Below are 23722 nucleotides of genomic sequence, written 5' to 3' on the forward strand. Positions count from 1 at the left end.
GCGGCCGTGGTTCTGCGGGTGCGAAGCCGGTCGAAGATCAAGGACACATCCCTCCTGTCGCACAGGAGTACCGGAGGTGTCCGGGCCGCCGCAGGGAGTGAACGATTCGGCCCCCGGACCCGCGCCGATGGCGCTAGGGTGCGGGGGCCGAAGGTCCGACGGCCGGATCAGCCGACCGGCAGACCAGCTGATCAGCCGATGTGCGGCCGTCAGCCCATGTCCTCCAGGCGGACGCCCTTGGTCTCCTTCAGGTACTTCGCCACGAAGAGGACGGACAGCGCCGCGAAGGCGGCGTAGATCAGGTAGGTCACCGACAGGTTCCACCGCGCCATGGACGGGAACGAGACGGTGATCACCCAGTTGGCGATCCACTGGGCGGAGGCGGCGACGGAGAGCGCGGCGGCGCGGATCCGGTTCGGGAACATCTCGCCGAGCATCACCCAGACGACCACGCCCCAGGACATGGCGAAGAACAGCACGAACGCGTTGGCGGCGATCAGGGCGACGGTGCCCTGCAGGTCGGGCAGGGTGAGGTTGTCGCCGCTGCCGGTGGCCGAGGAGAACGCCCAGCCGGCCGTGCCGAGCGCGACGGCCATGCCGATCGAGCCGATCAGGGCGAGCGGCTTGCGGCCGATCCGGTCGACCAGCACGATCGCGATCACGGTGCCGAGGATGTTGATGACCGAACCGATGAAGCTGATCATCAGCGAGTTGCTCTGGTCGATGCCGACCGACTGCCACAGGATCGACGAGTAGTAGAAGATCACGTTGATGCCGACCAGCTGCTGGAAGACCGACAGGCCGATGCCGACCCAGACGATCGGCAGCAGGCCGAAGCGGCCGCCGAGCAGGTCGCGGAAGCGCGGGCGGTGGTCGGAGGCGATCAGCGCCCGGACCTCGGCGATCCGGGCCTCGGTGTCCACGCCCTCGCCCTCGACCTCGGCGAGCACCTTGCGGGCGTCCGCCAGGCGGTCGGCCTGGATGAGGTAGCGCGGGGACTCGGGGATGACCGAGGCGAGCACGAAGTAGACCGCGGCCGGGACGACGCAGATGCCGAGCATCCACTGCCAGGCCTCCAGGCCGAGCAGCTGACCGCGGGTGTCGCCGCCGGCGGCCTGCGCCAGCATCCAGTTGATCAGCTGGGAGATCGCGATGCCCAGCACGATCGCGGCCTGCTGGAAGGAGGCCAGCCGGCCCCGGTACTTGGTCGGCGCGACCTCGGCGATGTAGGTCGGGGCGATCACCGAGGCGATGCCGATGGCCGCGCCGCCGAGGACGCGCCACAGGGCGAGGTCCCACGCGGAGAACGGCAGCATCGAGCCGACCGCGCTGACCGCGAACAGCAGCGCGCCCGCCTTCATGACCTTGATGCGGCCGTACCGGTCGGCGAACCGGCCGGCCAGCGCCGCGCCGATCGCCGAGCCCAGCAGGGCCGAGGAGACGATCAGGCCGGTCACGCCGTCGCCGACGCCGAACTTCGCCTGGATGCCGGAGACGGCGCCGTTGATCACGGAGCTGTCGTAGCCGAACAGGAACCCACCGAGGGCCGCGGCGGCGGTGATGAAGACGACGAAGCCGAGGCGGCCGGGCGCGGGGGCCTCGACCGCCCCGGAGGGCTGCTGGGTGACGCTCACGATCTGACTCCTGGTACTCAACACTGAGCTCGGTAGCCGCGATCGTAACCCCTCTTCATTTAAGTCTTGTACACGGGGAGGCTCAATCCCTGCTCAGAGAATTCGTAAGGTGAATAAGCAAATTGAGCCGCCCCGTCCGTTGTCGAGCCGTCGAGCCCGCTGCCGTCGCGTCGCTCAGGCCGGGGCGGAGAGCGAGAGCCCGAACCGGCCCTCCGGGTCCGTCCACCAGTGGCTCAGCCGCAGCCCGGCCGCCGCCAGCTCCTCGGCCACCCGCTCGCGGCGGAACTTGGCCGACACCTCGGTGCGCAGCTCCTCGCCCCGGGCGAAGTGCACCGGCAGGTCCAGGGCCGGGATCTTCACGGTCTGCGAGCGCAGCGAGCGCAGCCGCATCTCGATCCACTCCCGGTCGGCGTCCCAGAGCGCGACGTGCTCGAAGGCGTCCGGGTCGAAGTCGGCGCCCAGCTCGCGGTTGAGCACGGTGAGCACGTTCCGGTTGAACGCGGCGGTCACCCCGGCGGAGTCGTCGTAGGCGGCGACCAACACCGCCGGGTCCTTGACCAGGTCGGTGCCGAGCAGCAGGAAGTCGCCCGGGTCGAGGGCGGCCCGCAGACCGCGCAGGAAGGCCGCGCGCTCCTCGGGCAGCAGGTTGCCGAGGGTGCCGCCGAGGAAGGCGACCAGGCGGGGGCCGCCGTCCGGGGGCAGGCCGAGCCGGGCGGTGAAGTCGGCCAGCACGCCGTGCACGGCCAGCCCGGGGTACTCGGCGGCGAGCGCGCTGCCGGCCGCGGTCAGCGCGCTCTCGCTGACGTCCACCGGGACGTAGGTCTCCAGGGTGTCGAGCGCGCGCAGGGCGTCCAGCAGCAGCCGGGTCTTCTCGGAGGAACCGGAGCCCAGCTCGACCAGGGTCCGGGCCCGGGTGGTGGCGGCGATCTCGCCGGCCCGGGCGGTCAGGATGGCCCGCTCGGCGCGGGTCGGGTAGTACTCGGGCAGCCGGGTGATCTCCTCGAACAGCTCGCTGCCCCGCGCGTCGTAGAACCACTTCGGCGGCAGCCGCTTGGGGTCGGCGGTCAGGCCGTGCTGCACGTCGTGGCGCAGGGCGGTGCTGAAGTGGTCGGCGGGCAGCAGTCGGGTGAGTGCGAAGGTGTCCATGACAGGGTGGTTCCTCTGTTCAGAAGATGAAGGGAGAGTGTCGAGTCAGCTGTGACCGGGGAGCCGGTGGACCGTGGCGCCGCGCGCGTCGACCAGCAGCAGCGAGCCGTCCGGGACGGGTGTCCAGCCCGACTCGTCGTCGTACGGTTCGGAGGCCACCACCGTCCCGAGGCCCGACAGGGTCCGGTGGTGCAGGGTGTCGCCCCAGGTGGTCGCGGCGATCGCGGTGCCGTCGGTGAGCAGCAGGTTGAGCCGCCCGGTGGTGTGCGCGGCGACGTCCGCGACGGTGCCCGCCAGGGCCTCGCCGAGCCCGGCGCCGGCTCGCAGCCGGTGCAGGGTCAGGGCCCACAGCAGGGCCGAGTCGGTGCGCGCCTCCAGCTCCAGCAGCTCGGCCGGCGGGAGCAGCGCGGCCAGGGCGTCCAGCTTGCCCGGCCAGCCGGCCACCGCGCCGTTGTGGCTGAACAGCCAGCGCTCGGCGCCGAACGGCGCGGCCGCGTGCTCGCCCGCCGCGCAGCCCTCGGTGGCGGAGCGCACGGCGGCCAGCAGCGCGCGGGTGCGGATCACCCGGGCCAGGTCGGCGAAGGTCCCGTCGGCCCAGATCGGCCCGGTCCGGCGGTAGCGGGCGGGCACCTCGTCGCCGTCCGCGTACCAGCCGAGGCCGAAGCCGTCCACGTTGACCGTGCCGTACCGCTGTGTCCGGGGCGCCCAGGACTGCCGGTACAGACCGAACGGCGGGTGGACCAGCACGTCCTGCGGCGCCATCGGCTCGCCCAGGTAGGCGATGTGACGGCACATCAGGTGAGCTCCAGGTCGCGGGCGGTGCGGAATCCGGCGAAGATCTGCCGCCGGATCGGGTAGTCCCAGTTGCGGAACGTGCCCCGGCAGGCGACCGGCGCCACCGCGAAGCAGCCGCCGCGCAGCACCTTGTGCTCGGGGCCGAAGAAGACCTCCGAGTACTCCCGGTAGGGCCAGGCCAGGAAGCCCGGGTAGGAGCGGAAGTCGCTTGCCGTCCACTCCCACACGTCGCCGATCAACTGGCGTACGCCGTAGGGGGACTGGCCCTCCGGGTAGCTGCCGGCGGCGGCCGGGCGCAGATGGCGCTGGCCGAGGTTGGCGTGCTCCGGGCCGGGAGCCCGGTCGCCCCAGGGGTAGCGGCGGGAGCGGCCGGTGGCCGGATCGTGCCGGGCCGCCTTCTCCCACTCCGCCTCGGTCGGCAGCCGCCGTCCGGCCCACCGGGCGTACGCGTCCGCTTCGTACCAACTGACGTGCAGCACCGGCTCGTCGGGCTCGACCGGCTCGACGGCGCCGAAGCGGCGGCGCAGCCATTCGCCGTCCTGGCGCTGCCAGAACAGCGGGGCGGTCAGGTCGGCGCGCTGCCGGTGCGCCCAGCCCTCCGTGGTCCACCAGCGCGGGTCGTGGTAGCCGCCGTCCGCGATGAAGCGCTGGTAGGCGGCGTTGGTGACCGGGGTGGTGTCCAGCAGGAAGGCCGGCAGGTCGACGGTGTGCGCCGGGCGTTCGTTGTCCAGCGCCCACGGCTCGGTGTCCGTTCCCATGGTGAACGGGCCTGCGGGGATGAGGACCTCGGCCGGCAGCGTGGCCGCGTCGGCGGGCGCGGGCGGCGGCGGGGGAGCCGCCAGGGCCGGTTCGCCGGTGCGCAGCTGATGGGTGATCAGCATCGTCTCGTCGTGCTGCTGTTCGTGCTGCGCGATCATCCCGAACGCGAAGCCGGAGGTCAGCAGCGGCGCGCCCTCCAGCGGACTGGCGGCGAGCAGGTCCAGCACCCGGCCGCGCACCTCGTGGGAGTACGCGCGGGCCTCGGCGGGCGGCAGCAGCGGCAGGCTGGGGCGCTCGGCCCGGGGGTGCTGGAAGGCGTCGTACAGCCCGTCGATCTCCGGGCGCATCGGCTCCCGGCCGCCGACGTTGCGCAGCAGCCAGAGCTCCTCCTGGTTGCCGATGTGCGCGAGGTCCCAGACCAGCGGGGACATCAGCGGGGAATGCTGGGCGGTGAGGTCGCGGTCCTCGACGCAGTCGGTCAGCGCGGCGGTCCGGGCGCGGGCGGCCAGCAGCTCGGCGGCGATGGCCTCGCGCAGGTCCTCGACGCCCCGGGCAGCCTCGATGCCCCGGGCGGGTTCGGCGGCGCGGGACGTCTCGGCGGTGCGGGCGGTCTCGGTGGTGCGGGCGGTCCCCGTGGCGCGGGCCGCCTCGGCGGTTGCCCATCCGGTGCCCTCGGCGGGGGCTGCGGTCGGGCCGTTCGGTCGGACGTCGGTCATGGTGCGGCCTCCTCCGTGGGAGTGCGTAGGGTGCCGGAGCGCAGGGCGTCCAACTGGTCGTCGGCCGGACAGCGGCCGCGCGCGGGGTAGCGCTCGGCGAACTCGGCGACGGCGGTGCGCAGCCACCCGGCGCCGGGCAGGCGGCCCAGCGCGGCGTCGGCGGCGGCGAAGCAGGCGAGGGCGGCGCGGCGCAGCTCGGGGTCGGCGACCGCCAGGGTGGCGGCGCGGCGCCAGGCCCCGCTGCGCGGCGGTCGCGGGCCGTCGGCCCGGTCCGACCGGTCGGCGGAGTCCAGCGGTTCCAGCGCGGCCAGCGCGGTGTCGGCGGCCACCGGGTCGTCCAGCAGCGCGGTGACCAGCGCGGCGACCACCATCCAGCCGTCCCCGGGCTGGGCGTCGATCATCCGCAGCTCCAGGTGGCCGCGCGGGCGCACCGGCGGGAAGAGGGTGGTGCGGTGGTAGTCCAAGTCGGCGAGCGTGGGCGGGCGTTCGCCCGCGCCGCGGATCCAGTCGCGGAAGCTCACGCCGGGCGGGGCCGTCCAGGGCAGCCCCTCCGCCCTTTGCACGCACAGCACTTCGGCGTCCAGCACGTACTGCGCCCAGGCCTCGCGCGGGTCGCCGTGGTCCGGCTTCGGGGCGAGCGTGCGGGTCGGGTCCATCCGGGACCAGACGGTCTGCCGGGTCGACCGGTGGCCGGTCGGCCTGCCGTCCAGCAGCGGGGAGTTGGCGAAGGCGGCGACCAGTACCGGGCCCAGCCGGTGGACCAGCTGCCAGCGGCGCTCCACCGCGTGCGGGCCGTCCGCCTCGCCGGCGTCCAGGCACACCTGCACCGACGCGGTACCGGTCATCATGATCCGGCCCCAGGGCCCGGCGGAGTCGAAGAAGCGCTCCATCGCGAGGTAGCGGGGGTGGTCCAGCACCATCCGTCGGGGGCGGGCCAACGGGTCCGTCCCGGTTCCGGTGAGTCGCAGGCCCTGTGCCGCGAAGGCGGCCCGCAGGGCGGTCAGATCGCGTCGGGTGTCGTCGACGCAGGCCAGGAGGCCGATGGCGGGCGGGGAGCTGAGCTCGACCTGTCCGCCGGGTTCGAGCGTGAGGCGCGAACCGGAGGGGAGCGAGGTGCCGTCGGTGCCGCCGAGGGGCAGCGATTCCAGCGCGGCGTGGAGCAGTTCCGGCCGGACGGGCCGGGTGGGACATCGATCGTCATGGACGAACCACTCGACCTCGACTCCCACCAGTCGAGGCGGTCCGATCTTGAAACAGACGCCCGACACGTGGCTGCGCGCCCCCGATTCGGTCAGCGGGGTCACCCCCGTCGGGGGCGGTGGCGCGCTCTGCCGGTCGGGCGGAGTGGTGCGGGATGTCGGTATCACCGGACTCACCATCCTCGGGATCACGATTGCGGCCCGGTCTACCTTGCCCAGTCTGCTACGGAGCATGCGGGGGCGCTTCGCAAAAATCGTGTGAACGTTCCTTTCCGCAGGTCAGAGGTGTGGCGAACGGGTGAGGGCATGGTTCGGACGGGCTGTGCGCGGGGTGCCCGCCCGGTGTGCGTGACCCCGGCACATGCCCGGGTCACCGCAGGTCGAGCCGCGCCAGTCGGGCCAGGACGGTGTCCAGCACCGGGCCCGGCAGGGCGTAGTTCAACCGCAGCGAACCGTGACCGCCGGGGCCGAAATCGGCGCCGTCGGAGGCCTCCAGGCCGCACCGGTCCAGCAGCGCCCGCCGGGCGGCCGAGGGCGGCAGGCCGAGGGCGGCGGCGTCCAGCCAGAGCAGGTAGGAGGCCTGCGGTGCCGAGCGGACGGCGGCCCCGAGCCGGTCGGTGAGCCGGGTACGGGCGGCGGCGAGGTGGGCGAGCAGCGCGTCCAGCCACGGGCCGCCCTCGCGCAGCGCCGCCCGCTGCACGGTCTGCTCCAGCAGGCCGCCCTCCCAGAGGCCGTAACCGGCCAGGGCGTCCGCGAACCGGGCGCGCAGCGCGGGGTCGGGGACGAGGACGAAACTGCTGGGGATGCCGGAGCAGTTGAAGGTCTTGCCGACCGAGTTGAGGGTCACGACGAGGTGCCGGTGCGCCGGGTCGACGGTGGTGACGGCGACGGGGTGGACGTGGCCGGGGTGGGTGAGGTCGCCGTGCACCTCGTCCGAGACCAGCAAGGCGCCCGCCTCCGCCGCCCGGTCGGCCAGGGCTCGCAGTTGGTCGGCGGGCCAGACCCGGGCGGAGGGGTTGTGCGGGCTGCTGAGCAGGACGGCGGTGGCGGGGCCGGGGAGCGGTCCGGACGGGAGCCGGTGGCCGTCGGGGCCGGTGGCCAGGGGCAGCTCCCGGTACCCGAGGCGCGCGGCGCGGCAGAGCTGGGCGAAGCCGCCCCACTCGGGCGTCGGGAAGAGGACGTGCGCCCGCGTCCGCGCGGTGTCCTGCGGGACGGTCTCCAGCAGGATGCGCAGGGCGGTGCGTGGGCCGCAGGGCAGCAGCAGGACCCAGTCCGGATCCACCTCGACGCCGTGCCGGGCGCGGTACCAGCCGGCCACCAGCGAGCGGCCGGCCGGGTCGCACACCGTGTAGCCGTACGCGCGGTGCCGGGCGCGCCGGCGCAGGGCCTCGGCGATGGCGGGCGGGCCGGGGAGGTCCATGTCGGCGAGGCCCATCGGGATCACCCCGGGGGCGCCGGCCGTGCGGGCCCACTTGCTGCTTCCCGTGCCGGTGCGGTCGAAGGGGGCGTCGAAGCCGAAGCCGTCGGGGCCGGCGTGGTCGGCGGGGCTGGTGCGGTCGGCAGGGTCGGCAGGGTCGGCAGGGTCGGTGGGGCCGGTGGGTGTCGGGGTCATGGGCGGGCCTCCGGTGGGTGGGGACGCTCCGGCCACGCTAGCCCCGGGTGGGGCCGCCACCCGGCGGGGGCGGACGACAGCGGACAGCTAACAGGTGACAGATGACAGCGGACAGATTTCGAAATCTGTTATCTGTCCGCTGAAAGGTGTTCGCTGAAAGGTGTCAGCCCTGTCCCTCCGTCACCCCGCCCGCCAGGTAGGCCGCCAGCCCGCGCCGCCCCCGCCGCATCATCACCGCGTGGTTGGCCCGGAACGCCGGATGCAGGGGCAGGGCCAGGCGGCGCAGCAGCGCCTTCTGCGGTCGGGTGTCCTCCTCGAACAGCACCCGGCAGCCCCCGCCGCCCCCACCATCCCCGCAGCCCCGGTCGTCCGGGTCGTCCGGGTCGTCCGGGTCGTCCGGGTCATGCGGGGCGACGGTGAACCGCGACCACCCGTCGAGGTCGCCGCGCATCGCGACCTCCAAGACCCCTGCCGCCGGGTCGCGCCGGCGCGTCTCCAGGCCGATCAGCAGCCGGTACGGCAGCAGCGCGCGCACCACCACCTCCCCGTAGTCCTCCCCGGTCCGCCGGGCCGCGATGACCTCCGGCCACCAGCGGGGGTAGTTCCGGACGTCCTCCAGTGCCGCGTACGCGGCCGGCGCGGGCGCCGCGAGCCGCCAGACGCTGCGGAAACGGTAGTGGTTGGGGTCCACGGGCTCACCCTAGCCGCACCCCCGTCCGCCCGAACCCGCCCCGCCGCTACCCCGGTTCGGCCAGTGCGAAGGCCGTGTTCACCAACGCGACGTGACTGAACGCCTTTGGCGTGTTGCCGAGTTGGCGCCTGGCGTACGGGTCCCACTCCTCGGAGAGCAGCCCGAGGTCGTTGGCGAGCCCGACCACCCGCGGGAACAGCGCCCGCGCCTCGCCCGTTCGCCCGGTCGCGGCGAGCGCGTCGGCGAGCCAGAACGAGCAGGCCAGGAAGGCGCCTTCGCCGCCCGGCAGCCCGTCGCCGTGGGTCCCGGCCCGGTAGCGGCGGACCGGCCCGCCGTGGTCGAGCCTGTCCCGGACGGCGTCCACGGTGCGGACGACCCGGGGGTCGTCCGGTGGCAGGAAGCCGCTCTTGACCACGAACAGGGTGGCCGCGTCCAGCCCCCGCCCGCCGTAGTGCTGGACGAACACGCCGCGCTGCCGGTCGTAGCCGTGCGCGCAGACGTCGGCGTGGACGGCGTCGCGCAGCGCCCGCCAGCGGTCGACCGGCGAGGGCAGCCCGGTGGCCTCGGCGAGCCGGACGGCGCGGTCGGCGGCCACCCAGCACATCACCTTGGAGTGGACGAAGTGCCGCCGCCCGCCGCGCACCTCCCAGAGCCCTTCGTCCGGCTCGCGCCAGTGCCGTTCGAGGTGGTCCATCAGTGAGCGCAGCAGCGTCCAGACGTGCCGCTCCATCGGCAGCCCGGCCAGCAGGGCGAGGTGGAGGGTGTCCACCACCTCGCCGTAGACGTCGAGTTGGAGCTGGTCGACGGCGGCGTTGCCGAACCGGACCGGCCGCGAGCTCTCGTACCCGGGCAGCCAGGCGGCGGTGGTCTCGCCGGGCACCCGTTCCCCGGCGACCCCGTACACGGCCTGGACGTACCGGGGGCCGCCGGCGATGGCGCGCAGCAGCCAGCGGCGCCAGGCGCTGGCCTCCTCCCGGAACCCGCCGCGCAGCAGGGCGGAGAGCGTCATGGAGGAGTCGCGCAGCCAGCAGAACCGGTAGTCCCAGTTGCGCGTGCCGCCGATCCGCTCCGGCAGGGAGGAGGTGGCCGCCGCGACGATCCCGCCGGTGGGGGCGTAGGCGAGCGCCTTGAGGGTGAGCAGCGAGCGCAGTACGGCCGTCCGCCACTCGCCCCGGTACCGGCAGCCGGACGCCCAGCGCTGCCACCGGTCGAGCGTGGCGAGCAGCGCCTGTTCGGGGTCGGTGCGCGGGGCGGAGGCCAGGCGGGAGGGCTGCCAGGTGAGGACGAAGGGGACGCGCAGCCCGGCGGTGACGGTGAACTCGGAGGTGGTGACGCCGTCCAGGCCGTACGTGTGGACCCCCGCGGGTACCCGCAGCCAGGCGGAGTCGGGCCCGGCGACGGCGACCCGGTGGTGCCCGGTGCGCCGGACCCATGGGTCGATCCGCCCGTAGTCGAAGCGTAGCCGCAGGGCGCCGTGCATCGGGACGGTGCCTTCGAGGCCCTCGACGATCCGGATCAGCTGCGGGTCGCGCTGCCCGCCCTGGCCGCGCTGCGGCATGAAGTCGGTGATCCGCACCCGCCCGTCGGGGGCCTGCCACTCGCTCGACCGATCCGTCCCGGCCCACCAGGGCGGCGGTCTGCAGGTAGCCGATGAGGGCGTAGTCCTCGATGCCACCGGTCATCACGCCCATTGGTCGGACGCGCCCCCGTCACCCCGCACCGCAGGACGCACCTCCGTCACCCCGCACCGCAGCAGGACCGCCTCCGCGACGCGGCATCCTCCGGGCGCCCCCGGCGTCCTTCGGGAGCCGCGCACTCCGCTTGCACCCGTTCGGGGTGCGGAGGAGGATCTTCTGTGCTTGTAGTCTCAGCTGTCACAGCAGTGCACCCACGGCACTGCTTCCCCGCAACCGGAGTGAAGGAGTCACAGGCATGCGGCGACCGAGCTGGGTACCGGAGGGTACGGACCTGGACAAACCGAACGCCGCACGGGTCTACGACTACTACCTCGGGGGCTCGCACAACTTCGAGGCAGACCGGGAGATGGCCCGCAAGGCGCTGGCCCTGTGGCCGGAGCTGCCGCAGATCATGCGCTCCAACCGGGCCTTCCTGCGCCGTGCGGTGACCTTCCTCGCCGAGCAGGGCGTCACCCGCTTCCTGGACATCGGCTCGGGGATCCCGACCTTCGGCGCGGTGCACGAGATCGCCCGGGCGATCCGCCCCGAGGCCGAGGTCGTCTACGTGGACCGCGACCCGGTCGCCGTCGCGCACAGCCGCCTGCTGCTGGAGGACGACCCGGCCAGCGCGGTCGTCCAGGCCGACCTGCGCGACGTCGACGACCTGCTGGCCCGCCCCGAGGTGGCCGAGCTGCTGGCGGCGGGCGAGCCGGTGGCCGTGCTGCTGGTGGCCGTCGCGCACTTCGTCAGCGACGACGAGGAGCCGTGGAGGCTGGTCGGCGTGATCCGCGACGCCCTCCCGCCCGGCAGCGCGCTGGTGCTGTCGCACGCCTCCCTGGAGGGCCGTCCCGACCAGGCGGAGGACCACCAGAAGCTCTACCGGATGACGCCGACCCCGCTCACCATGCGCACCCGCGAGCAGATCACCGCCATGTTCGCCGGCTTCGAGCTGGTCGAGCCGGGCGTGGTCTACCTGCCGCAGTGGCGCCCCGATCAGCCGGAGTCGGTCGGTGAGCACCCCGAGCGGATGACCGGGGTGGCGGGCGTGGGGTTCCGCCCTTGAGCGGACGCGACGGACGAGGACCCGACGGCCGCCCGCCCCGCGCGGCGACCGCCGGGGGCGCACCGCTGGGCGCGCCGGGCCGGAGCGCGGCGCCGGCCGCGCCCCGCGCCCCCCGGCCGGCCGACGCACCCGGGGCCGCCCGATGAACACCACCCGGGTACCCGACAGCGCCGACCGCTTCCACGAGGACTGGTCCCGGCTGCTCTCGGCCGACCACGGCATCGCCGTCCACCCCGACCTGCTCAACCGGCTGGTCACCCGCACCGCCGCGCTGCTGCACCGCGCCCAGGAGGAGGAGCCGTTCGAGCCGCGGCTGGCCACCCAGGCCGGCGCCGAGCTGGTCGACGCGCACTTCACCGACCCGGTGCTGCTGGCCCGGGCCGTCGAACTGCTCCAGGCGCAGCCGCTCACGGACGACCGCGGCCCAGCCCTGACCGGCGCCTTCGCGGCCGGCTGGGCCGCCGCCCTGCGCGAGCGCACGCTGCGCGAGCAGGAGGCGATCCGCACCGCCGCCGACGCTGCCCGCAAGGAGGCCGAACGGGCGCTGCGCGCCTCCGAGGCCCGGTTCCGCGCGCTGTTCGAGAGCGCCGCGATCGGCATCGGCATCGGTGACACGGACGGCAACATCATGGCCGTCAACAAGGCGCTGCAGGAGCTGTTCGGCGCGGGCCCCGCGGACATGATCGGCCGTCGGGTCGGCGACCTCGTGCACCCCGAGGACACCCCGGGCGTCTGGGAGGCGTACGAGGAGCTGATCAGCGGCAAGCGCGAGTACTTCCAGTTCGACAAGCCGTACTACCGGCAGGACGGCGAGGTGGTCTGGACCCACCTGACCGTCTCGCTGATCCGCGACGACGACGGCGCCCCGCAGTACCAGGTGGCGATGCTGGAGGACGTCACCGACCGCTACCGGCTCCAGGAGCGGCTGCGCCACCAGGCCACCCACGACCCGCTGACCGGCCTGCCCAACCGCGCGGCCTTCTTCGAGCGGCTGGAGAAGCTGTTCGAGGACCCGGAGCCGGGCGCCCGCTTCGGTCTCTGCTACGTCGACCTCGACGGCTTCAAGGTGGTCAACGACAGCCTCGGCCACGACATGGGCGACCAGTTGCTGTCCGCCGTCGCCGCCCGGCTGAAGGCCGCCCTCACCCCGCTCGGCCACCTGGTGGCCCGGCTCGGCGGCGACGAGTTCGTCGTCCTGCTGGAGAGGTGCCGGGGCGAGCAGGAGGCGGTGGCCGCCGCGAAGAGCGTGCTCAAGGCGTTGGCCGGCCCGGTGCTGATCGGTGACCACAAGCTCGCGGTGGGGGCCAGCGTCGGCGTGCTGGAGCGGCGGGTGTCCACCACCACCCCGGGTGCCGCCGTCCGTGCCGCCGACCTCACGCTGTACCGCGCCAAGGAGGCCGGCCGCGGCCGCTGGACCCTGTTCGACCCCAAGGAGAACGCCCGCGCGGTCAGCCGCTACGCGGTGTCGGTGCGGATGCCCGCCGCCCTCGACCGCGGCGAGTTCTTCATCGACTACCAGCCGCTCTACCGGCTCGCGGACGGCCGGCTGGCCGCCGTGGAGGCGCTGGTGCGCTGGCGCCACCCGCAGCTCGGCGTGCTCGGGCCGGACGAGTTCGTCACCACGGCCGAGGAGACCGGGCTGATCATGCCGCTCGGCCGCTGGGTGTTGGAGCAGGCCTGCGGTCAGGCCGCGGACTGGATCAAGCGGTTCGGCGACGCCGCGCCGCAGCTCAACGTCAACCTGGCGGTCCGTCAGGCCCGCAACGCCGGGCTGGTCTCCGACCTCGGCCGGATCCTGGAGGGCACCGGACTCGACCCGGCCCGGCTGCAGCTGGAGATCACCGAGTCGACCGTGGTCGGGCCCGAGGACGAGGCGCTGCGCACCCTGCACGGGCTGGTCGACCTCGGGGTGTCGCTGGCCGTCGACGACTTCGGCACCGGCTGGTCCAACCTCGCCTACCTGCGTGACCTGCCGGTCTCCGGGCTGAAGATCGCCGGGTCCTTCGTGGGCGATCTGCACGAGCCGGGGAAGGACGAGTCCACCGGGTGGCGGATCGTCAGCGGCCTGGTGTCGATGGCGCACGCGCTCGGGCTGACCGTCACCGCGGAGGGCGTGGAGACCGCCAAGGACGCCGAGCGGCTGCGGACGATGGGCTGTGACTGGGCGCAGGGCTGGCACTTCGGCCGCCCGGTGCGGCCGTCCGAGATCGCCCGGCGGATCGTGGAAGAGCCGAAGGGGCGCCCGGTCGAGGGCTGAGTCGCCCCGCGCCCGGAGGTGGTGGCGATGCCCGGAGGTCCGAGTCGCGACCTGCCCGCCACCCTGTTCGTCACCACCGGCGCCCTGCACACCCCCGGCCACCCCGCCGAGGGAGGCCTGCTGCCGCCCGCCGAGATGCTCAGCCGGCGCCAGCTCGCCGACTTCGACGCGCTCGGCATCGAGATCGGCGGACACTCCCGTACCCACCCCCAGCTGGACACCGTCTCCCGACGACGGCTGCGCGGCCACCAGGAACGCGGTGGTGGGCAGCGCGAACAGGTAGGTGCGGAAGAGCATCTCGCCGCCGTAGCTGTTGGCCGCCAGCAGCGGCAGCGGAGCCAGCGCGAGGCAGGGCACCGGGGTGCGCCGGACCCAGGGGCGGCGGACCACGGCGAGCACCGCCAGCAGCACCACCGTCGCGGACGGCCCCCGGTCGATCCAGTCGACCATCACCTGGTCCGCCGAGGCGGTCCCGAGGTTGGCGAACCCGGAGGCGATGTTGGAGTCCGGCGTGGTGAGCGCCCGGACGAACTGGCCGGGGTTGGCGGCCAGGTACGGCTGCGCCACCGTGGCGTCCCACACCGCCGTCATCGCGACCGCGGCCAGCAGTGGGGGCGGCACCACCCGGCGGTTGCGCCGGGGCACCGCGAGCACGGCCAGCGAGCTGATCAGCATCAGCGGGGTGAGCTGGTGCGAGCAGACGATCGCGGCCTCCAGTACCAGGACCATCGGCAGCCGCGGGGACAGCGCCCGCGGAGCCGAGCAGCCGCTGTGCCTTCCCGCTCTAGGCATCCGGCGTCCCGCCTGCTTCTCCAGCCGCCCGGCCCCCGGCTGCCCCCGGCTGCCCGCGGTGCGTGCGGGGCATGCGGGGCCGGCAGGGGCGGCAGGGCGTGCGGGGCGGGCGAGGACGCGCCGCGGGACCGGCGGCCGCGGGACCGGGGACCGGCACGGGCATCGGGGCGCCTCCTCGTCGAACCCCCCGTTCCGTCCAGCCTGCGCCGGCCCGGCCGGGAGCGACAGCCCTGATCCGTGTCCGCCCGGCCGCGTTGCGTGCCCGCCCCCGCCGGGCGAAACCGCCGCCGGTCCGGCGGGCGGCGCGGCCCCCGGCCGCGGGGTGGGTAACGTCTTGGCCACGGGCCGGTCCGAAAGCTGTCGAAGTCGGCAACCTTCTTCAGTAGCCTGCGAGATGATGACGCGTCAAGGTGTCGGCTGGAAGGGGAACGGCAGGATGGCCGACGGTGCGCCGACGGGCTCTGAACCGCGCACACGGGTGGACCGGCGGCCCTGGGGCCGCTCCGAGGACGTCCCGACAGCCGGCCCGCCCTCCAGGCTCAAGCGCTTCCGCGCCCACCCGGACGCGCCGACCAAGGTCGTCCCGCCACCGCGCGACGCCGAGACGCCGAGCACCGTCGCCCGCCGTCCGGCGCCCGCCCGCGGCGGCCACTTCGGCGGCGCCTTCCCGGCGGCCCTGCTGAACCGCTACGAGCCGTACCGGGTCGCCGGCTCGGGCACCGAGGGCACCGTCTGGCACGTCCGGCGCACGGACGGCGGCGGGGACGCCGCGGTCAAGGTGGCGCGGGCCGGCCACGCCATGGACGCCGACCTGCTGCGGCACCTGCGCACCGAGGCCTACCGGCGGCACGTCCCCGCGATCATCGACTTCGGGCAGGTCGAGCACGCCGGGACGGACTGCGCCTGGGTGGCGATGGAGTACCTGCCGGTCACCCTCGCCGACCACATCGCCGCCCTGCACCGCGAGGGCCGGCACACCGACCCGCGGGAGACCGACCGGATCATCCGCGAACTCGTCGCCATGCTCGACTTCTGGCAGCGGACGATCCGGCGCAACCCGGTGGACTTCAAGCCCTCCAACGTTCTGGTGCGCCCCGGCGGCGGGCCCGGGCAGTTCGTGATCTCGGACTTCGGCGGCGTCGCCCGCCTCACCGCCAGCCGGAGCTTCTCGCCCGAGATGCAGGTCACCGTCGCCTACATGGCCCCCGAACAGCTCGCCGGGGCCAACCACCCGGCCGGGCCGTGGTGGGGCCTGGGCAACGTGCTGTACGAGCTGTTCTCCGGCCGCCCGCACTACCTGGACGCGGACGGCCTCCTGGTCAGCGACGAGGTGCTGCAGTACGACCTGGTCTTCGGGGAGCAGGCGGACCTCTCCGCCGTCACCGACCCGCGCCGGCTCATGCTGCTCCAGGGCCTGCTGACCAGGAACCCGGCCCACCGCTGGAAGGCCGAGCAGGTCACCGGTTGGCTGGAGGGCGCCAGCCCCACGGTCGTGCGCCCCCAGGGCGCGCCGGCGGGCGCCGCGGGTGGCCACGTCCACCGGCCGGTCACCTTCCTGGGCGACCCGTACCACGCCCCGTCCGTCCTGGCCTGGAGCATGCTGAACCGCTCCGGGGAGGCGGCGGAGTGGCTCGTCGACGGCGGGGCGCAGCAACTGCTGGCCTGGCTGCGCGAGGAGGTCAAGGACACCCTGTTCGACCTGCACTACCTGCGGGCCGTCGACACCGCGCGGGGCGCCCGGCGGGCCGACGCGGCCGCGCTCGCCGTCCTCGCCTTCGGCGCCGCGTTCGCGCCCTCGGCCACCCCGGTGTACCGAGAGCGCCCGATCGACTCGGCCGGCCTCACCCGGCTCGCCGCCGCGCCGGACGCCGTCGCCCTCATCGACGACCTGCTCGCCGCCTCGGTGCACACCGTCGCCGCCCGCTACGACTGCGACCACCGGGAGTGTCACGGCGCGCACTGCGGGCGGCTGCTCGCGATGGCCCGGGTACCGGAGGTGGTGGCGGAGACCGACCGGGCCGCCCGGGAGCTCGGCGGCGGCCGACGCACCGGGGACGGGCTGAGCGTCGAGGAACGGGCCGAGGCCTACCGCCTGGCGGTCTGGCTGACCGTCCAGCCCGAGGAGCACGCCCGACTGCTGGGCCGTCTCTCCCCGCTGCCCACCGCGCTGCACCGGCTGCCGCTGCCCGCGCGGGTGTCAGCCGTCCTGGCGGTGGTGGCCGCGGTCGTGGCGGACGTCGCGCTGGCCGCCTGGGCCCGGGCCGCCACGGCGGCCAGGACTGCCACGGCCGCCCGGGCCGGCACGGCCACCGGCGCCGCCGGCGCCGCCACGGGCCGCGGGACGGCGGACACCGGGGTGCGCCGCCGCTGGTCGGCGCTGCGCCGCCGCGCGGTGCGCGCCGACCCCGGGACCGTGCCCGGCTGCGCGACCCTGGTCGCCGCCGAGGCGCTGCGGGCGAGGCGTGCCGACGCCGTGCAGGACGTACCCGGGCGGACGCGGACGGAAGGCCGGGAACCGGCCGCGCGACGCCTGTGGGCGTACCTGGCCCCCCGGGCCCGGGTCTGGTGGCCGAACGCCCGGACCGCCCTGCCGCGCCAGGCGGCGGCGGCCCTGCTGGTGCTCGTGTCCCTGGCACTGGTGCTCTGGGCCGCCGCGCTCGCGCGGATCAGCGTCGACGCCGGCAACGCGCTCGCGATCCTGCCGAACGGCCCGTTCGGCGACCGGTTGCGCACCGCCGGCGATCTGGCGGCCCGGTCGGTGGCGCCGCAGCTGGGAGCGGCCTTGGCGGCCGCCGTCATCCTGGTGGTGTTCCCCGCCCGGGTCGGCCGGGGGACGCTGGCACTGGCCGCGGCCGGGGCCGGGGCGGTCGGCTACCTGCGGCTGGGGCCGCCGATGACGGTGCTCAAGCCGCCGCCCGCCGTGGTCGACCGGGTGGTGGTGTTCGAGGGCGGCATGGGCAGTTGGGCCGGGGTGGCGGCGGCCGTCGGGGTCGGGGTGGCCGTGGTGCTGACCGAGCGCGCCGCCCGTCTGATGCGGACGGCCCACGACGCCCGGACGCGGACCGCCGAGCAGTGGCGGCGGGCCCGGCCCGCCGGTGCCGGGGGCGGCGTCGGTGCCGGTGCTAGTGCTGGTGTCCGGGGTGGGAGCGGCCGGACCGGCGGGCCGGGTCGGACCGGGCCGGTTCGGAGCGGTACCGGCCGGAGCGGGCCGGCGCCCGTGGCGCGGAACTGGAGCCCGGGCCGCGCCGGTACGCGCGAGCGGGCCCGCTTCGCGCTCGGTTGCACCTTCGTGCTGGTCGTCCTGCTGTGGGCCACCGTGGAGGTGCGGCTGGCCGCCTCCGGGCACCACCCGACCCCGGAGTCCTGGGGGACCGGACTGGTCGGCGCCGACTACCAGACCGGCTTCACCGTGCTGCTGGCCGCCGTGTCGACGGCCGGCACGCTGGCCGGGCCCCGCACCGCGCGCCGGCTCTTCGCCCTCTGGCTGCTCGGCACCCTGCTGCTCGGCGCCCTGCCGCCGCCGCTCGGCCCGATGGAGGCGCTGCGCATCCCGGTGGCCGGGCCGCTCTACCGGGGCATCGCCGGGCTCTGGGGCCACAGCGCCTTCTGGGCCGCCGTGCTGATCGCCCTGCCCCTGGTGTGCCTCGCCGTCCAGCGGACGGTCCTGCGGGCCGGCCGCTGACCCGCACGGCTCCCCGTCCGGGCCGCACGGCTCCTCGGCCCGGCAAGCACCGCTGCCCGGTTCCGTCGCCCCCGTCACCGCGCCGGGCCGGGCAGCCACCAGGAGCGGCGCCACAGCAGCACGGCCGCCACGAGGGTCTGGCCGATCAGCCACGCCGCGCCCGCGCCGGTGATGCCGAGCACCGGCAGCAGCAGCGCGGTCAGCCCCAGCACGACGATCGAGAGCCCCGCGAGCACGCCCACCACGACGCCCATCCGGCGCCGGGCCCGGGACAGCGCGACGACCGTGGTGTTGAGCAGGTTCGGCAGCGCGGAGAGCGCGAGCAGCCACAGCACCACCGTGCCGTGTTGGGCGTAGTCGCGGCCGAACAGGAGCAGCCCCCACGGCGCGACGGCGATCAGCAGCACGACCGCCGCCACCAGCACCCGGCCGGAGTGCCGCAGCACCCGCGAGCAGGCTGTACCGGTTCGACGGCGGTCGGCACGTGCTCGTCCCGCTGGTCCGGCACCGTCGCTGGGCGACGCGGCTGCTGACCGAGGAGTCCTGGCCCGGGTGGGGCGTCGGGGGCGCCGTCGTGCCGGACGGCGCACCGGACGCGTGGGAGGCCCGGCTGGTCCTGGAGGACCTCGCGGCCCGGCCCGTCCTGCGGGTGGCCGTGCGGTTCGGTCCCCGGGCCGCCCCGGTCTGGGGCGAGGCCGTGCCGGGCGCCTTCGCACCGGTCGACCGCACGACCTACCTCCTCGACCTGGAAGGCGGCTTCGAGGAGGTCTGGGCCCACCGCTTCCGGCAGCAGGTGCGCCGGGGCGTGCGGCGGGCCGAACGCGCGGAGGTCGAGGTGGAGGTGGACCGGAGCGGGCGGCTGGTGCCGCAGTTCCAGCGCCTCTACCGGGAGTCGGTCGTCCGCTGGGCCGAGCAGCAGCACGAGCCGCTGGCCCTGGCCCGGTGGCGCCGTCAGCGCGAGGAGCCGCCGCGCCTGCTGGAGGCGGTCGCGGAGCGCTTCGGCACCTCCTGCGCGATCTGGCTGGCCAGCTGCGGTGGAGAGCCGGCCGCCGCGATCGTCGTGCTGCGGCACGGCACCCACACCAAGTACTGGCGCGGGGCGATGGACCGACGCCTGGCGCACCCGGTCCACGCCAACCACCTGCTGCACCGGCTCGCCGTCGAGGACGCCTGCGCGGCCGGGAGCAGCCTCTACGACATGGGCGACGCCAGGCCGGACTCCTCGCTGGCCGAGTTCAAACAGAGCTTCGGCGCGCGGCCGGTGGCGTCCCCGGCGTACTACCGCGAGCGGCTGCCCCTGACGGCGGCGGACCGCCGGCTGCGCGGCGCGGTCAAGCGGGTCATCGGCTTCCGGGACGCCTGACGCCTGACGGCGCGGATCGCTTTTTCCTGCCGGATCTTGTTCGAGTAGGCGCACAGGCGGTCCATGGTCAACTCGGCTTCAGCCAGCTCCGCGGACGGCAGATAGACCACCCGTGGGGCAGCGGGGTCGCCTCGGGTTATCTCGACTTCGAGACCATCAGTCCCCGCTGCTTCGTAGGCGTCATGCGGGGGAGCCTATTTGGTGATCGACTTCCGGTCGCAAGGCTTCTCCTGGACGGACGAGTAGGCCCCCGTTCCGTGACACCGGGGGCAGTCACGGAACGGGGGCGGGCCCGCCGGTGGGGGTTGTCGGCGGCGGGGGTGCGAGATGGTCAGTGCCGGTCGAATACGCGGATATCGAAGGGCAGTCCGCGCTGCCAGATCTCGACGCCGCGGTGCTGGCCGACGCGGAGCCAGCGGGACGGGGCTGGATGGCGTAGGTGCGGAATCCACCGGCCACGCCGGTGGGTGTGAACCCGGCTTTGAGGAGTACGCGGCCCGACGCGGGGTTGTCCGGGTGGTGCTTGGCGTGGACCTCGGGCAGTCCGAGGTGGCCGAAGGCCAGAGCGAGGATCGTGCGGACCCCTTCTGTGGCGTGGCCCAGGCCCCAGGCGTCGGGCCGCAGGATGTAACTGATCGCGGCAACGGGCCGGTCCAGGTGGAGCTTGACGACTCCGAGGAGGTCATCGCTCGCGGTGAGTCCGAGCGTGTACAGGGTGCGCGGGGTCGAGGCCGCGGCGGCTGCGGCGGTTCGGGCGTAGAACCGGGCTTCGGCGGCGTCCATCGGGGCCCTTCCCAGGTACTTCGTCGCCTCCGCGCTGTAGATGCGAAGTAGGGCGTCGGCGTCACCGGAGACCAGCTCCCGCAGTTCGATCACGCGTCCGCGGCTTCCACGAGCGTCGTCAGCTCGGCGGCGGTCGGGCGGTCGTCGGGTGCGGCCAGGAGGGCGTGCCGCAGACCTGCTTGGAGGGAGGGCCAGGGCAGGGTGGTGGACAGCGGGACGGCGCGGTGGGCGATGGCCTTGCGGATCGCATCCGGCGGGGTTCCCTTGCCGAGCCCGGCGGTCTCGTAGTCCAGAGGCCAGTGACCGGTTACGCAGGTCCACAGGGTTCCAGCGAGGGCATAGACGTCGGCCGGTTGCGTGGTGTCCACGGGTTGGGGCCCGTTGATGATCCAGGCGGCCAGCTCGGGCGCGGTGAGGTGGATCATCGTGCCGTCGAACGCTGACCAAGGCGTGGTGCCGACCTGCCGCGTCCAAGCGAAGTCGAGGAGACGGACGCCCTGCTCGGTGTGGATGCCGTGCTGGGGCTGGAGGTCCCCGTGTACCCAACTGGCTTCGTGCAGGTCCGCCACGGCGCGGCACAGGCCGACCGCAGCGGCGAGGGCTTCGGCCTTCCCGCCGTCACCCTTGCGCACGGTGCGGAAGAGGTCCCAGGTGGACGGCCCGGCCAGCCATGGGGCGACGTACCAGACGCCGTCGGCGAAGCGGCCGGCGATCACGGTGTACCCGGGAAGCCGGTCCAGCACGGCCGCCTCGCGGGCGGTGACCTCGGCGGCGTCCCCGATGCCGAGCTTGATGCTCACCATGCCCTGCGGACCACTGGCCTTCCACACCGCCGAGCCCCGCCGGTTGCTGATCTCCTCCAGCTCGAACGGCCCACAGATGCCCGCCGCCGCCATCAGCGCCGTTGCGGCCTCGGAAGTGAACTCGCCCATTCTCGTACTGCCTTCCACTCGCAAGGAATGTGCTCGAAGACGTCCCGGCCGTCGTCGGCCGCCACGGAAAGCGCCGTGGCGAGGTCGGGCGTTGCCTCCAGGAACTTCGGGTCCAGCGGCCGGACGCCCGCCCGTACCGGGAGGAACGAGAAGGGCGGCGGCGGGATGCTCTGCCCGCGCCGGCCGGTCTCGACAGCGCCGTGGGCGAACTTGCCGAACATGACTCCGACGGGGGCGTAGAGGTGTTTCAGTGCCCAATGGGGCCAGGCCATCAACTCCCGGTGGTCAGCGCCTTCGCAGTGCCCGAGCAACACCACGCTCTCGCATGCGAGAACACCGTACGGCCGACCCATCAGTGGGCGGACCCATTCCGCGGCCTGGACCCCGGCATGGAACAACTCGGCTTCCACGGCGTACTGGTGGCTGCCCGGTGTGATCTGGTAGACGGTCCAGCCGGTCATGCCCCGGCGGGTGGACGGCCGCAGGAACGGGCAGTGCTCGTACAGGTCGGCGAGGTACCCGTTCACGTCTATGCTGACGGGGCTCTCCGCCCGGGCCTCGGTGAGGCGGAGCGCCCCGGTGGTCGGCCGGGACGCTCCGTCGGATGGTGCGGTGATCACCGGGTGGTCTTCTCCGGGGCCATGACGCCGTCGTCGTCGCCGTCTCCGCCGGCGGGCGAGCAGTCCCACTCGGCGTAGACCTCGCCCGTGTCCCGGTAGCGGCCCAGGGCCTCGGTGTTGACCGTGCCGTTGGCATCGGTGAACCAGATCTCCGGCAGGGGGCCGTACGCCTCCTCGTACGCGCTCACCCAGGAGATGAAGCCGTTGCCCGCGCTCTCGACGTGGGTCAGCTTGCGGCCGGCGTGCTGGAGGGTGAACGCCTCGTGCGCGCCCGGGGCCGCAGCCAGGGCGTGCCACGCCGCGTCGATCGCGGCCGAGAACATCTGCGGCGCGGTCTGGCCCGCGTCGATCTGGCGCGCGGCGATCGTGAAGAACTTGCCCAGCTCGTCCAGCTCGGCGCTGGGCTTGATGGTGGCGGTGCTCACGTGCCTCTCCAATCGGGTTGGCTCTGCTCGCCCGGATGCGGGCGGGCAAGTGGTGCGTGGTGGTGCGGCCCGGCCCATCAGATCCTTTCCGATGGGCCGGGAGACTGTGGGCGCCCGGAGGCGCGGGTGCTGGCTAGAAGCGGCCTGAGGCGATGAGCGCGGTTGCCGGCGCTATCAGCGCGAACAGCGAGAGCGTGGAGGCGACAGCGACCGGTACTGGGGTGGGGACTCCGTGTGCGGCTTGCTCGGCCGCGTCGCGGTACTCGTCCTGATCGTCCACGGCGTTCCTACGCCGAGCGCGGCCCGCAGCGCGGCGGGCGCTCGGCCGGGCCCTGGACCAGGTGGTGGCCCGGCACGAGGTGCTGCGCATTCGGTACACCGAGGCGGACGGGGTGCCCGTGCAGGTCACGCGGCCGATCTGCGGGCCACGCAGTCCCGGCAGGGGCAGGTGGAACGCACAGCGTCGATCTGGAGCGCCGTGCCCACCGAGGGGGCCCGCCCGGCGGCGTTGGCCCTCCGGTAGTCGTCCAGCGGGCTCCAGCCTGCAGGGGCCCGGCCCCACTCGTCCGTGCTCGGGCTGATTACAACCTCGTGGTACTCACGCTCGGGGCTGCGTCTCGCCATCGGTCTGTCCTCCTTCGCCGTGGCGGTGGGGGTGCGTGATAGACCGTAGGAGTTTCAGCCAGACGCTCTCCAACAAGTTGCACGCAGTTGCACAGCAGTCACTCGAGAGAGTCAATCGCCTCTGAGATCAGGGTGCGAGCGGCAGCGCCGTGCACGGCATCTGTGGACAGTTCCCCGAACCGGCTGATGTACATGGCCACCTCGGAGGGCTGTGTGATCTGGAGGTACCCGGAGACGAGTTCAACGTTGGCCTGTGACGAGTCGTAGAGCGAGAACGCTTCGACGTGCATGGAGTGACGCAAATAACCCCTCGGAACGATTCCCAGGCTCACGTTCGCCAGGGACGCCACAGCGATCAGGTGGGTGAGCTGGCCGGCGGCTACCTCCGCGCCGCCAAGGCCGTGGTACAGGCATGCCTCTTCGATGATGAAGGCGAAGGTCTTCCCGTGGTCTCTCAGGATCTCCTGCCGCTCCATGCGCACCTGCACGGCCTCTTCCACGTCGTCCACGGCAACACGACGGCGTTGGGTGGCTTGGAGTACCGAGCGGGTGTAGTCCCGGGTCTGGAGGAGACCGTGCAGGATTCCAGGTGTGTACGCCCGGAACCGGGCGGTTCGCTCGTACAACGGCAGGACCATCTCCTGGGCGCGCTTGAGCCCGCTCCGCTCCATGCGTCGCCACTCGGTAAACATGGTCTCCACCGAGCGGAGGGAAGCCACCAGGTCCGCGGCCTGGTCGTCTGCTCCGCAGGCGCGGCACCAATCCCTGATGTCCTGCTCGGACGGTGCGGTGATCGCGTTCTCGATGCGGGAGCACTTCGACTTGCTCCAACCGCACGCGAGGGCGAGAGCAGGCCCGGTGAGCCCGGAGTCCTTCCGGACCTCCTTAAGCCGTTCGGCTAGAGCTTTCCGGGCCTGCTGAACGCTCGATGAGCGAGAGGTACGCATCTCGTT

The 23722-nt window shown here is 74.0% G+C and carries 18 protein-coding genes and 1 pseudogene; 4 read left to right on the plus strand and 15 right to left on the minus strand.

Features of this window, described 5'->3' with window-relative positions; translation table 11 throughout:
* Window positions 1-209: 209 nt before the first annotated feature.
* From AB0Q99_RS06485 to AB0Q99_RS06520, 8 genes and pseudogenes are all read right to left on the minus strand, one after another.
* A complete protein-coding gene (locus AB0Q99_RS06485) occupies window positions 210-1634 on the minus strand; it encodes a sugar porter family MFS transporter (protein ID WP_363569046.1) in 1425 nt (474 codons plus the stop codon).
* Between the two features lie 174 nt (window positions 1635-1808).
* Complete coding sequence (gene egtD, locus AB0Q99_RS06490) at window positions 1809-2780, minus strand: L-histidine N(alpha)-methyltransferase (protein WP_363569048.1); 972 nt, start codon at window positions 2778-2780, stop codon at window positions 1809-1811.
* Between the two features lie 45 nt (window positions 2781-2825).
* Window positions 2826-3575 carry an ergothioneine biosynthesis protein EgtC gene (egtC, locus tag AB0Q99_RS06495; protein WP_363569050.1) on the minus strand — a complete coding sequence of 250 codons (750 nt, stop codon included), beginning with the start codon at window positions 3573-3575 and terminating at the stop codon, window positions 2826-2828.
* Entirely contained in the window at window positions 3575-5050 is a 1476-nt protein-coding gene (gene egtB, locus AB0Q99_RS06500; protein ID WP_363569052.1) for an ergothioneine biosynthesis protein EgtB, read from the minus strand. Before egtB ends, egtC begins: the two co-directional genes overlap by 1 nt.
* Complete coding sequence (egtA, locus tag AB0Q99_RS06505) at window positions 5047-6354, minus strand: ergothioneine biosynthesis glutamate--cysteine ligase EgtA (RefSeq protein WP_363569282.1); 1308 nt, start codon at window positions 6352-6354, stop codon at window positions 5047-5049. The genes egtB and egtA overlap by 4 nt, the downstream gene beginning before the upstream one ends.
* A 265-nt stretch (window positions 6355-6619) precedes the next feature.
* Window positions 6620-7861: an aminotransferase class I/II-fold pyridoxal phosphate-dependent enzyme gene (locus tag AB0Q99_RS06510; protein WP_363569054.1), complete on the minus strand. Its 1242-nt coding sequence runs from the start codon at window positions 7859-7861 to the stop codon at window positions 6620-6622.
* A 163-nt stretch (window positions 7862-8024) separates the two neighbouring features.
* Entirely contained in the window at window positions 8025-8552 is a 528-nt protein-coding gene (locus tag AB0Q99_RS06515) for an SRPBCC family protein (protein ID WP_363569056.1), read from the minus strand.
* Window positions 8553-8598: 46 nt separating this feature from the next.
* A pseudogene (locus tag AB0Q99_RS06520) lies at window positions 8599-10234 on the minus strand (glycoside hydrolase family 15 protein).
* A 250-nt stretch (window positions 10235-10484) separates the two neighbouring features.
* Here AB0Q99_RS06520 and AB0Q99_RS06525 point away from each other — a divergent pair.
* The 3 genes from AB0Q99_RS06525 to AB0Q99_RS06535 all read left to right on the plus strand — a co-directional run bounded on the left by AB0Q99_RS06525 (window position 10485) and on the right by AB0Q99_RS06535 (window position 18022).
* A complete protein-coding gene (locus AB0Q99_RS06525; RefSeq protein ID WP_363569058.1) occupies window positions 10485-11291 on the plus strand; it encodes an SAM-dependent methyltransferase in 807 nt (268 codons plus the stop codon).
* A gap of 142 nt (window positions 11292-11433) precedes the next feature.
* Window positions 11434-13548 (plus strand): EAL domain-containing protein, encoded by a 2115-nt coding sequence (locus tag AB0Q99_RS06530; RefSeq protein ID WP_363569060.1) that lies wholly within the window; start codon window positions 11434-11436, stop codon window positions 13546-13548.
* A 1270-nt stretch (window positions 13549-14818) separates the two neighbouring features.
* Window positions 14819-18022, plus strand: coding sequence for a hypothetical protein (locus AB0Q99_RS06535; RefSeq protein ID WP_363569062.1), 3204 nt, complete (start codon window positions 14819-14821; stop codon window positions 18020-18022).
* Window positions 18023-18096: 74 nt separating this feature from the next.
* Here the strand turns inward: AB0Q99_RS06535 and AB0Q99_RS06540 are convergent, their stop codons facing one another.
* Entirely contained in the window at window positions 18097-18468 is a 372-nt protein-coding gene (locus tag AB0Q99_RS06540) for a hypothetical protein (RefSeq protein ID WP_363569064.1), read from the minus strand.
* Window positions 18469-18506: 38 nt separating this feature from the next.
* On the opposite strand from AB0Q99_RS06540, the gene AB0Q99_RS06545 reads away from it, so the two are divergent.
* On the plus strand, window positions 18507-19385 hold the full coding sequence (locus tag AB0Q99_RS06545; protein WP_363569066.1) for a GNAT family N-acetyltransferase: 879 nt from the start codon (window positions 18507-18509) through the stop codon (window positions 19383-19385).
* A gap of 273 nt (window positions 19386-19658) precedes the next feature.
* Here the strand turns inward: AB0Q99_RS06545 and AB0Q99_RS06550 are convergent, their stop codons facing one another.
* The 6 genes from AB0Q99_RS06550 to AB0Q99_RS06575 form a co-directional block, all read right to left on the minus strand.
* Window positions 19659-20261 (minus strand): GNAT family N-acetyltransferase, encoded by a 603-nt coding sequence (locus AB0Q99_RS06550; protein WP_363569068.1) that lies wholly within the window; start codon window positions 20259-20261, stop codon window positions 19659-19661.
* Entirely contained in the window at window positions 20258-21100 is an 843-nt protein-coding gene (locus AB0Q99_RS06555) for a hypothetical protein (RefSeq protein WP_363569070.1), read from the minus strand. Before AB0Q99_RS06555 ends, AB0Q99_RS06550 begins: the two co-directional genes overlap by 4 nt.
* The gene (locus AB0Q99_RS06560; protein ID WP_363569072.1) at window positions 21064-21720 is read right to left on the minus strand and encodes a hypothetical protein; all 657 of its coding nucleotides are present in this window, start codon (window positions 21718-21720) and stop codon (window positions 21064-21066) included. Before AB0Q99_RS06560 ends, AB0Q99_RS06555 begins: the two co-directional genes overlap by 37 nt.
* Window positions 21717-22145 carry a hypothetical protein gene (locus AB0Q99_RS06565; protein WP_363569074.1) on the minus strand — a complete coding sequence of 143 codons (429 nt, stop codon included), beginning with the start codon at window positions 22143-22145 and terminating at the stop codon, window positions 21717-21719. Before AB0Q99_RS06565 ends, AB0Q99_RS06560 begins: the two co-directional genes overlap by 4 nt.
* A 405-nt stretch (window positions 22146-22550) precedes the next feature.
* Complete coding sequence (locus AB0Q99_RS06570; RefSeq protein ID WP_363569076.1) at window positions 22551-22769, minus strand: hypothetical protein; 219 nt, start codon at window positions 22767-22769, stop codon at window positions 22551-22553.
* Window positions 22770-22867: 98 nt separating this feature from the next.
* A complete protein-coding gene (locus tag AB0Q99_RS06575) occupies window positions 22868-23716 on the minus strand; it encodes a helix-turn-helix transcriptional regulator (protein WP_363569078.1) in 849 nt (282 codons plus the stop codon).
* Between the last annotated feature and the right edge of the window lie 6 nt (window positions 23717-23722).

Source organism: Kitasatospora sp. NPDC086791 (genome assembly GCF_040685975.1).
In the GTDB taxonomy this organism is placed as follows: Bacteria; Actinomycetota; Actinomycetes; order Streptomycetales; family Streptomycetaceae; genus Kitasatospora.

Coding starts and splice junctions, on each gene's coding strand:
- egtD (WP_363569048.1), bottom strand. CDS start 2,780: ATGGACACCTTCGCACTCACCCGACTGCTGCCCGCCGACCACTTCAGC.
- egtC (WP_363569050.1), bottom strand. CDS start 3,575: ATGTGCCGTCACATCGCCTACCTGGGCGAGCCGATGGCGCCGCAGGAC.
- egtB (WP_363569052.1), bottom strand. CDS start 5,050: ATGACCGACGTCCGACCGAACGGCCCGACCGCAGCCCCCGCCGAGGGC.
- AB0Q99_RS06510 (WP_363569054.1), bottom strand. CDS start 7,861: ATGACCCCGACACCCACCGGCCCCACCGACCCTGCCGACCCTGCCGAC.
- AB0Q99_RS06525 (WP_363569058.1), top strand. CDS start 10,485: ATGCGGCGACCGAGCTGGGTACCGGAGGGTACGGACCTGGACAAACCG.
- AB0Q99_RS06530 (WP_363569060.1), top strand. CDS start 11,434: ATGAACACCACCCGGGTACCCGACAGCGCCGACCGCTTCCACGAGGAC.
- AB0Q99_RS06555 (WP_363569070.1), bottom strand. CDS start 21,100: ATGGGCGAGTTCACTTCCGAGGCCGCAACGGCGCTGATGGCGGCGGCG.
- AB0Q99_RS06570 (WP_363569076.1), bottom strand. CDS start 22,769: ATGGCGAGACGCAGCCCCGAGCGTGAGTACCACGAGGTTGTAATCAGC.
- AB0Q99_RS06575 (WP_363569078.1), bottom strand. CDS start 23,716: ATGCGTACCTCTCGCTCATCGAGCGTTCAGCAGGCCCGGAAAGCTCTA.